Source organism: Pararhizobium sp. (assembly GCF_035497515.1).
GTDB lineage: Bacteria > Pseudomonadota > Alphaproteobacteria > Rhizobiales > Rhizobiaceae > Pararhizobium.
Genome location: NZ_DATJDJ010000174.1, coordinates 1 through 9,071 on the forward strand (window position 1 = coordinate 1; position 9,071 = coordinate 9,071).

The following is a 9,071-nucleotide window of genomic DNA, read 5'->3' on the forward strand; positions in this document are numbered from 1 at the left end:
TGTCGCCCGACCCAGGACCAGATGTACTCGACGGCGTATCTGTCGACGGCGGACTGGAACGATACGCGCTTCCTGCGCCCCGACTTCGACAAGGTCCTGCTCGAAGCCCGCTCGGAACTCGACGAGGCCAAGCGCAAGGAAATGTATCGCTCGATGGCCATGATGGTCCGCGACGAAGGCGGCCTGATCCTGCCGATGTTCAACGATTTCGTGAACGCTTCCACCAAGCAGGTGAAGGGCTATGTCCACGATATCGGCAACGATATGTCCAACGGCTATGTCGCGACCCGCGTCTGGCTCGACGCCTGATGGCCGCGCTCGGACCTGATACGGGTCCGGCGCTGACAACGGGTACGGCTGCGGGAGGCGAAGGCCTCCCGCAGCCCGCAACCCTATCCGGCACGACCACCCTGCCTGCAGGCGGCAAGGTCACCGGTACCTTCTGGCGCCGCTTCACCCTGCGCCGTCCCCTGGCGGCCCTCATCGTCCAGCGCCTCGGCTTGAGCGTTGGTCTCCTCTTTGCCGTGTCGCTGATGATCTTCGGCGGCGTGGAAGCCCTGCCCGGCGATTTCGCCACGACCTATCTCGGTCAATCGGCAACGCCACAGGCCGTGGAAAACATCCGCAAGGACCTCGGTCTCGACCGACCGTTGGCCGAACGCTACGTCACCTGGCTCAGCGGTGCCGTGAAGGGCGATTTCGGCAAATCCTGGGCCAGCAAGAATTCCGTCAGCGAGCAGATCGGCAAGCGGCTCGGAAACTCCCTGTTTCTCGCCTTCTTCGCCGCGATCATCTCCGTTCCACTGGCGGTTGGGCTCGGCATGCTCGCCGTGCAATATCGAAACCGGTTACCGGACAAGATCATCAACGTCGTCTCGCTCGCAGCGATCTCCCTGCCCGAGTTCTTCATCGGTTACCTCCTGATCCTGTTCTTCGCGGTGCAGCTTGGCGTCGCAACCTTCCCGGCCACGGTCTATGACAGCATGGGCTTTGGCGAACGCCTGTCGGCCATCGCGCTGCCGGTGGCAACGCTGGTTCTGGTCGTTCTCGCCCACATGATGCGCATGACCCGCGCCGCCATCCTCAACGTCATGTCCTCGGCCTATGTCGAGACGGCGGAACTGAAGGGGCTCGGCGCCTTCCGCATCATTGCCCGGCATGCCGCGCCAAACGCGGTCGCACCGGTCATCAACGTCATCGCGCTCAACCTCGCCTATCTCGTGGTCGGCGTCGTCGTCGTGGAAGTGGTGTTCGTCTATCCGGGCATGGGTCAGTACATGGTCGATGCGGTCACTGTGCGCGACATGCCGGTGGTGCAGGCCTGCGGCCTGATCTTCGCCGCCTTCTACATCTTCCTCAACATGGCGGCGGACATTCTGGCCATCATCGCCAATCCGAGATTGAGGCATCCACGGTGAACCTGCGCTCCATTCCCCTCAGTGCCTGGATCGGCATCATCGGCATCGCGCTCGCGCTGTTCTGCGCCCTCTTCGCCCCCTTCATCGCCCCCTATGGCGAACGCACGGTCGTCGGCGATATCTGGTTGCCGATGGGCGGCGACTTTGTGCTCGGCACCGACAATCTCGGCCGCGACCTGCTCTCCCGCCTGATCTACGGCGCGAGAACGACGATCTTCGTGGCGCTCGCCGCGACGTTCATTTCCTTTTCGCTCGGTATGCTGCTGTCGTTCACAGCAGCCGTCACCGGCGGCTTTATCGATCAGTTGTTCTCGCGCTTCAATGACCTGATGATGGCGATCCCGACGCTGATCTTCGCGCTCGTCGTTCTCGCCGTCCTGCCGCAGCAACTCTGGATCCTGATCCTGGTCATGGCCATTCTCGACTCGACCCGTGTGTTCCGTATCGGCCGAGCGGTGGCGCTCGACGTCGCGGTGATGGAATTCGTGGAAGCCGCAAGGCTGCGCGGTGAAGGCACGCGCTGGATCATTTTTCGCGAGATCCTGCCCAACACGCTGTCGCCGCTGCTTGCCGAATTCGGGCTGCGGTTCGCCTTCTCGATCCTGTTTTTGTCCACCCTATCCTTTCTCGGCCTCGGCATCCAGCCGCCGGCCGCCGACTGGGGCGGCATGGTCAAGGACAACAAGGACGGCATTATCTTCGGCATCTCGGCAGCCCTTGTACCGGGCGGAGCGATTGCCGGCCTGGCGATCTGCGTCAACCTCGTCGTCGACTGGCTGATGAAACGGACCTCGAGTCTCAAGGGAGGACGCGGCGATGCCTGAATCTCTGCATAAGGGTGATTTGCTTTCCGTCAAAAACCTGAAGATCGAGGCGACGAGCTACCCGCCGGGAGAGCCGCCGAAAACGGTGACCCTGGTGGAAAACGTTTCCTTCGACGTACAAAAGGGCAAGGTGCTCGGCCTGATCGGCGAAAGCGGCGCCGGCAAGTCGACCATCGGCCTCTCCGCCCTCGCCTATGGCCGCGGCGGCGCCAAGATCACGGGCGGTCAGGTCCTGCTCAACGGCAATGACATCCTGACGCTCGGCCGAGACGGTATTCGCACCATTCGCGGCTGCAAGGTCTGTTACGTCGCGCAATCGGCCGCCGCCGCCTTCAACCCGGCCCACAAGCTCGGTGAACAGGTGATCGAGGCGGCGCTGCGCCACAAGATCATGAGCCGTGAGGAAGCGGAAAAGCGCGCGCTTTATTTGTTCAGGGTATTAGGCCTTCCCAATCCCGAAACGTTCGGCCAGCGTTACCCGCATCAGGTCTCCGGCGGCCAGTTGCAAAGGGCGATGACGGCAATGGCGCTGTGCCCGAACCCGGAACTGATCGTCTTCGACGAACCGACGACGGCGCTTGACGTCACCACCCAGATCGACGTGCTTGCCGCGATCAAGCACGCGATCGAGGAGACGCACACGGCTGCCCTCTACATCACCCATGACCTCGCCGTCGTTGCCCAGATCTCCGACGACATCATGGTGCTGCGCCACGGCAAGACGATCGAATATGGCACGACGCAACAGATCATCGAGGCACCGCGGGAGGATTACACCCGCGCGCTCGTCAGCGTCCGCCAGACCAAGCGCGAGGAAGCCAAGGACCAGAGCAACACGCTCCTGAAGATCGACCATGTCAGCGCCGGCTATGCCAACGGCTTCAAGGTATTGCATGACGTTTCGATGCATTTGCCGAAAGGCCAGACGCTGGCGATTGTCGGTGAAAGCGGCTCGGGCAAATCGACGCTCGCCCGCGTCATCACCGGCCTTCTACCGCCGTCCGAAGGCACGATCACCTTCGACGGCAGGGAACTGCCGAAAGCGCTGAGCGGACGCAGCAAGGAAGAACTGCGCCGCGTCCAGATGATCTACCAGATGGCCGACACGGCGATGAACCCGCGCCAGACGGTGCGCGACATTATCGGCCGGCCGATCTCCTTCTACTATGGCCTGCACGGGGCGAAGAAGACTGAGCGGGTGAAGGAATTGCTGGAACAGATCGAGATGGGCGGCCGTTTCCTCGACCGCTATCCGGCGGAATTGTCGGGCGGCCAGAAGCAGCGCGTCGCGATCGCCCGGGCGCTTGCCGCAAAGCCGGAACTGATCCTGTGCGACGAACCGACCTCCGCGCTCGACCCGCTGGTGGCGGAAGGAATCCTGAATCTGCTTCTCAAGCTTCAGGAGGAAACCGCTGTTTCCTATGTCTTTATCACCCACGACATCGCGATTGTCCGGGCCATCGCCGACTCGGTCGCCGTCATGCATCGCGGCAGGCTGGTGCGCTTCGGTCCAAAATCCCGCGTGCTATCGCCACCGTTCGACGACTATACCGACCTGCTCCTTAAATCGGTTCCGGAGATGGAACTCGGCTGGCTGGAAAAGGTGCTGAAGACCCGGCGCATGGAAAGTGCGGGAAATTGACGATGGACCTCGGAAGGCTCAATATGACTACTGTAGTCATATGGTGGAGATTTCGATGAACGAGATTCAGCTGAAGGACGCCAAGGCAAAGCTCTCCGCGGTGATCGACGACGCAATGAACGGTAACGGCGCAATCATCACCCGGCATGGTCGCAAGGAAGCGGTCGTCATTTCGTTTCAGGAGTTCGAGCGGCTGTCAAAAGCTGTTCCGAGTTTCGGATGGCTTTTGGCGAACTCTCCCTTGGAAGAAGCTGATTTACCGGAACGAAGTCCCGCGCGTTCGCTGCATGACCCGCAATTCTGATGTATCTGTTGGATACCAACATCGTTGCGACTTTGCTTCTCGGTAAAAATCCGGCGGATCAGGCGATCAGGATTCGCGACTGGCTCGTGCAACAATCGGACAGCTTGTATCTATGCACAGTTTCGGTCGCGGAAATCGAGGCCGGCATTGCAAAAGCACGGAGACAGCGCGCATCAAAAAAAGCGGAAGATCTGTCGCTCTGGCTGGATACTGTGTTGCATGCCTATGCCGACCGCATATTGCCGCTGGATGTAGGCTCGGCCCGTCTTATCGGAAAATTGCTGGACAAAGCATATGGAGCCGGTGGCATGCCTGATTTTGAGGATGCTGCCATCGCTGCGATCGCACATTCAAGGCATTTGCAGGTGCTTACGCGGAACTCACGACATTTCGAATTTTTCGGAGTGCCGTTCATCAATCCCGATAAGGATCTGCCATGAATGTGTCAGTCAGACTTTTCCGTGCAGGCCACATCACCCGTGCGCTGGGCGGCCTCCCCCTCCAGCATGACGGACGGTTCCCCCTTGGCGGTGCAGTCACCTTTCGCAGCCGCGCCGGAGCGGAAATGCACGATCGGCTGGCCCTCGATGAAAATGCTCGGGACGATCTCGTAGAGTTCTGGCGGGCAGTTGACGACATCGGACATCCGCAGCGCCGGCTGTCCGCCGATCATCACGCTGGTGGCGCCGGACAGCGCGCAGGCCGGCAGCGGCCAAGCATCTTGTGCAGACACCGGAGCGACGCAACAGGCCAGAATCCAGAGGCTGACGGACACACTTCTCGCTGACATCATCATCCTCCCGCATTCGCGTCTTAAAGGCCGGTGCACAAACAGCATGCAGAAAAGTACAGGACATGACCACAGGCAATTTCACCGTCATCGAAAACGAATGGATCATCCTCAAGGATGGAGTGCGGCTTGCCGCCCGCATCTGGATGCCGGAGGGAGCGGAGACCAGGCCCGTCCCGACGGTGTTCGAATACCTGCCTTACCGCAAGGGTGACGGCACCAGCCCGCGCGACGAATCCACCTATCCGGTCTTTGCCGCCGCGGGCATTGCCGGCGTGCGCGTCGATATCCGCGGCTGCGGCGAATCCGATGGCGTCATCGATGGCGAATATACGCCGCGTGAACTGGCCGATGGCTGCGACGTCATCGCCTGGATCGCAGCCCAGCCCTGGTCGAACGGCAATGTCGGCATGATGGGCATTTCCTGGGGTGGCTTCAACTGCCTGCAGGTCGCCGCCCTCAAGCCGCCGGCGCTGAAAGCGGTCATTTCGATCGCCTCCACCGTCGACCGTTACAATGACGACATCCACTACAAGAACGGCACGCATCTATCCGCCCAGCTTTCCTGGGCTGCGACCATGCTCGCCTATTCCTCGCGCTCACCCGACCCGGCCATTGTCGGCGATAAATGGAAAGCCATGTGGCTGGAACGGCTGGAAAACGAGCCCTTCTTCATGGAGGAATGGCTGGAACACCAGCGCCGTGACACCTTCTGGAAACACGGCTCCATCTGCGAGGATTTCGACGGTTTTCCGGTTCCGGCCATGGTCATCGCCGGCTGGGCCGACGGATACCGCAATACGCCGATGAAAGCCGCCGAAGGCCTGGGCGGCAAGGTCAAAGCCCTGATCGGCCCCTGGGTACACAAATATCCGCATTTCGCCTGGCCGAAGCCTCGTGCGGACTTTCACGGCGAGGCGATCGCCTGGTGGAACCACTGGCTGCGCGACGAGGAAACCGGCGTTGAAGCCCTGCCGCAGATGCGCGCCTTCATTCTCGATGGTCCGAAGCCGGCGCTCCGCCGCAATGTCGAGCCCGGCTTCTGGATCGCCAAGGATACCTGGACCGCGCCGGACATGCAGTGCTTCTATATCGACCAGTTCGGCAGCCTCAATGAAGGCATGCCGATCGCCGGCGCCCATGATCACAATACCGTCCTGAAATCCCCACTCGACACCGGCACGGCATCCGGCGAATGGTTCACGTTGAAGCCGGACGCGGAGATGGCGGGCGACCAACGTGTCGACGATGCCGGTTCGCTCACGTTCCAAACGGCACCGCTCACGGAGGCCGTCGATTACCTCGGCCAGCCGGTCCTGACGCTGGAACTCGCCTGCGATACCGACTGGGCCAATCTCGTGGCGCGGCTGGTCGATGTTCACCCGGACGGCACGGCGACCCGTGTCACCTTCGGCGTCCTCAATCTCGCCCATCGCCACGGCAATGCCGAGCCGAAACCGATGGTGAAAGGCGAAAAGACCCCGGTGCGTCTCGTCCTCGATGCCTGCGGCTACCGTTTCGGACCTGGCCACCGTATCCGGCTGTCCCTCTCGACCGCCTGTTGGCCTATGGTACTGCCCGCGCCTTTCGATCCGGAACTGACGCTTGATCTCGCCTCGCTCGGCCTCGCACTGCCGAAACTCGGAGACCACCGGGTGATCACCCTGCCGGAACCGGCCAATCCCGATCCGCTGCCGAAATATATCGAGCATGCGGCCGGCAAGACCAGCCGCCGTGTCGAGCGCGATCTGACGGCGGGCAAGACCCATTATCATATCTATGAGGATGGCGGCCTGTCCGAGCATCCGGATACAGGCTTTGCAACGAGGGACATCCGCGACGAAACTTGGACGATCGCGGAACACGATCCGCTGTCGATGACCGGCATGTCCACCTGGACCTGCATCGCCCGGCGCGACGGGTGGTCGGTGAAGACGGTGTCGGTGTCGCGGATTGCCTGCACCGCCACCGAATGGCTGACCTCGGCATCTGTCACGGCGTTCGAGGATGATGTGCAGGTTTTCGAAAAAACCTTCGAAAAGCGAGTTGCCCGCGACTTCATGTAAAAATGTTCAGGAGGGCACGGCTTCCTTCAAGGCCAGCAGGGCCCGTTCAGCATCGTCAGCCGGCACGAAGATGTGGTCGTGGTGATAGGCCGCGACCACATTGGCGCTGATGCCATGCCGCGTCAGCGCGGCGGATACCGCCGCCGTCAACCCCACCGCCTCCAGTGCCGAATGCACCGTCAGCGTGATGCAGCGCAGGACCGGGCCATAGGCAAGTCCAGCCGCGTCGGCCGTTGCCCGCTCCAGGATCAATGTCAAGCCCTCCTCCTCCCGGAAGAAACCCAGCGGCGAAAGCGCCAGCGAGGCTGCCGGATCGTCGTTCCCGGCCAGGCAATAGACATGTTCCCTCGGTCGCAGAGCGGGTTGCATCTGTCGCAGCAGGGTCGCGAGATCGGTGATTCCTGTCATTCTGTTTTCTCCTGCGCCGGCTCGGACACGCTGTCATCACGCTGGCGTGCGCCCAGTCTGCCGGCCTCTCACTTTGGCGTGACGCACATATTTGGGATTTGACCGGCGCAGCCGCTTTGACCACAGTTCGCTCATAAAGCATCGGCGAATGTCGCTGCTATGCTGCTGATTTGAAAACCCTGCGCATGGTTCATATCTCAAGCGCAGACCATTCCGAAGGAGGAAATGCCATGTTTGCATTCTCGACAAGTCGATCCCCGGCACAGCGACGCGTCGGTCTTGGCCTGATCGGCGTAACGGCGCTGGCAGCCGTTACTTTCGCCATGTCATCGAGTTTCAGCAATGCCGCCGAAGAAGCGGTCGTCATCCCGCCACCGGCGATCGACGAAGCGGCAACAGCGACCACGGAAAAAGCGGTCTTTGCCGGCGGCTGCTTCTGGGGCGTGCAGGGCGTGTTCCAGCATGTCAAGGGTGTCAAGAACGCCGTCTCCGGTTATTCCGGCGGCACCAAGGACACGGCTGTCTACGAGACCGTCAGCGGCGGCGATACTGGCCATGCTGAGGCCGTCGAAGTCACCTACAATCCGAAGATGGTCACCTACGGCCAGCTGCTGCAGATCTATTTCTCCGTGGCCCACAATCCGACCCAACTGAACTACCAGGGGCCGGACCACGGCACGCAGTACCGCTCGGAGATCTTCACGACCAACCAAGAACAGAAGAAGATTGCGCAAAGCTACATCGCCCAGCTCGACAAGGCGCAGGTTTACGGCGAACCGGTTGTGACCAAGGTATCGGACATCACCGCGTTCTATCCGGCCGAGGAATATCACCAGGATTTCCTGACGCTGAACCCGACCTATCCCTACATCGTCTACAATGACATGCCGAAGATCGAGAACCTCAAGGCTCTGTTCCCGACGAACTTCAGTGCAGACCCGGTTCTGGTGCTGAAGGCCAAGGGCTGATCAGAGCGTTCCCGCAAGGGCGCTGACACCCCGGCAAAGATGTGAGAAACCTTCCCGCGCGCCCTCGCTCATGTGACGGGCGCGCAACCATGCATGAATCATCTGCGGTTCGTCACGATAGGTGGCATTGACGCCATCAGCGATCAGCCGCTGGGCATAGCGTGCCGCATCGTCTCGCAACGGATCGAAATGCGCTGATGTAATGTAGGCCGGCGGCAAGCCGGAAAAATAATCCGCCTTCAACGGATGCGCGAAGGTATTGTCGGACGGTGCTTTCAGCACCTCGCGATAATAGGCGACATCGGCGGTGGAAAGCCCTGGTGCATCAGCCATCTCCGCATAGGAACCGGAGACAAGGTCACCGCCAAGACCCGGATAGATCAAGACCTGCCCGACGATGCCGCCGAGCTTTTCGGCTCGCGCCTTCAGCACCATGCCCGCTGCCAGGTTGCCGCCGGCACTGTCGCCCGCAACGATCAACGGCCGACCATCGGCCAGAAGCGATTGCAGAACCTCGAAACAATCGTCGAACGCCGCCGGCCAGACATTCTCCGGCGCAAGGCGATAATCGACCGAGACCAGCTCGACTTTTGCCGCATTGGCGATCTCGGCGCAGATCGCGTCATGGCTCTCAAGCGACCCGACGACAAA

10 protein-coding genes and 1 pseudogene are annotated in these 9,071 nt (G+C 61.2%); 8 read left to right on the top strand and 3 right to left on the bottom strand.

The annotated features are described in order from the left end of the window. The 6 genes and pseudogenes from VL202_RS18105 to VL202_RS18130 all read left to right on the top strand — a co-directional run. A pseudogene (locus VL202_RS18105) lies at nt 1-309 on the top strand (peptide ABC transporter substrate-binding protein); the annotation flags it as partial. After that, complete coding sequence (locus VL202_RS18110) at nt 309-1,418, top strand: ABC transporter permease (protein WP_414692890.1); 1,110 nt, start codon at nt 309-311, stop codon at nt 1,416-1,418. The pseudogene VL202_RS18105 and the gene VL202_RS18110, both read left to right, overlap by 1 nt. Then, nucleotides 1,415-2,242, top strand: a complete 828-nt coding sequence (locus VL202_RS18115) for an ABC transporter permease (RefSeq protein WP_325465480.1) — start codon at nt 1,415-1,417, stop codon at nt 2,240-2,242. The genes VL202_RS18110 and VL202_RS18115 overlap by 4 nt, the downstream gene beginning before the upstream one ends. Next, the gene (locus VL202_RS18120) at nt 2,235-3,884 is read left to right on the top strand and encodes an ABC transporter ATP-binding protein (protein ID WP_325465481.1); all 1,650 of its coding nucleotides are present in this window, start codon (nt 2,235-2,237) and stop codon (nt 3,882-3,884) included. The genes VL202_RS18115 and VL202_RS18120 overlap by 8 nt, the downstream gene beginning before the upstream one ends. A 55-nt stretch (nt 3,885-3,939) precedes the next feature. Then, nucleotides 3,940-4,188, top strand: a complete 249-nt coding sequence (locus VL202_RS18125) for a type II toxin-antitoxin system Phd/YefM family antitoxin (protein ID WP_325465482.1) — start codon at nt 3,940-3,942, stop codon at nt 4,186-4,188. Beyond that, on the top strand, nt 4,188-4,628 hold the full coding sequence (locus VL202_RS18130; RefSeq protein ID WP_325465483.1) for a PIN domain-containing protein: 441 nt from the start codon (nt 4,188-4,190) through the stop codon (nt 4,626-4,628). Before VL202_RS18125 ends, VL202_RS18130 begins: the two co-directional genes overlap by 1 nt. A gap of 5 nt (nt 4,629-4,633) precedes the next feature. On the opposite strand, the gene VL202_RS18135 is transcribed toward VL202_RS18130, so the two are convergent. Then, a complete protein-coding gene (locus VL202_RS18135; RefSeq protein WP_325465484.1) occupies nt 4,634-4,978 on the bottom strand; it encodes a PAAR domain-containing protein in 345 nt (114 codons plus the stop codon). A gap of 65 nt (nt 4,979-5,043) precedes the next feature. On the opposite strand from VL202_RS18135, the gene VL202_RS18140 reads away from it, so the two are divergent. Then, nucleotides 5,044-7,044, top strand: a complete 2,001-nt coding sequence (locus VL202_RS18140) for a CocE/NonD family hydrolase (RefSeq protein ID WP_325465485.1) — start codon at nt 5,044-5,046, stop codon at nt 7,042-7,044. A 6-nt stretch (nt 7,045-7,050) separates the two neighbouring features. On the opposite strand, the gene VL202_RS18145 is transcribed toward VL202_RS18140, so the two are convergent. After that, nucleotides 7,051-7,452 carry an ACT domain-containing protein gene (locus VL202_RS18145; protein ID WP_325465486.1) on the bottom strand — a complete coding sequence of 134 codons (402 nt, stop codon included), beginning with the start codon at nt 7,450-7,452 and terminating at the stop codon, nt 7,051-7,053. 323 nt (nt 7,453-7,775) lie between these two features. Between VL202_RS18145 and msrA the strand changes: the two genes are divergently transcribed. Beyond that, nucleotides 7,776-8,420 carry a peptide-methionine (S)-S-oxide reductase MsrA gene (gene msrA / locus VL202_RS18150; RefSeq protein ID WP_325465489.1) on the top strand — a complete coding sequence of 215 codons (645 nt, stop codon included), beginning with the start codon at nt 7,776-7,778 and terminating at the stop codon, nt 8,418-8,420. Here the strand turns inward: msrA and VL202_RS18155 are convergent. Continuing rightward, nucleotides 8,421-9,071: alpha/beta hydrolase (locus VL202_RS18155; protein WP_325465487.1), on the bottom strand; the 651-nt coding region annotated here is incomplete at its 5' end.

Coding starts and splice junctions, on each gene's coding strand:
- VL202_RS18135 (WP_325465484.1), bottom strand. CDS start 4,978: ATGTCAGCGAGAAGTGTGTCCGTCAGCCTCTGGATTCTGGCCTGTTGC.
- VL202_RS18130 (WP_325465483.1), top strand. CDS start 4,188: ATGTATCTGTTGGATACCAACATCGTTGCGACTTTGCTTCTCGGTAAA.
- VL202_RS18120 (WP_325465481.1), top strand. CDS start 2,235: ATGCCTGAATCTCTGCATAAGGGTGATTTGCTTTCCGTCAAAAACCTG.
- VL202_RS18110 (WP_414692890.1), top strand. CDS start 309: ATGGCCGCGCTCGGACCTGATACGGGTCCGGCGCTGACAACGGGTACG.
- msrA (WP_325465489.1), top strand. CDS start 7,776: ATGTCATCGAGTTTCAGCAATGCCGCCGAAGAAGCGGTCGTCATCCCG.
- VL202_RS18145 (WP_325465486.1), bottom strand. CDS start 7,452: ATGACAGGAATCACCGATCTCGCGACCCTGCTGCGACAGATGCAACCC.
- VL202_RS18140 (WP_325465485.1), top strand. CDS start 5,044: ATGACCACAGGCAATTTCACCGTCATCGAAAACGAATGGATCATCCTC.
- VL202_RS18125 (WP_325465482.1), top strand. CDS start 3,940: ATGAACGAGATTCAGCTGAAGGACGCCAAGGCAAAGCTCTCCGCGGTG.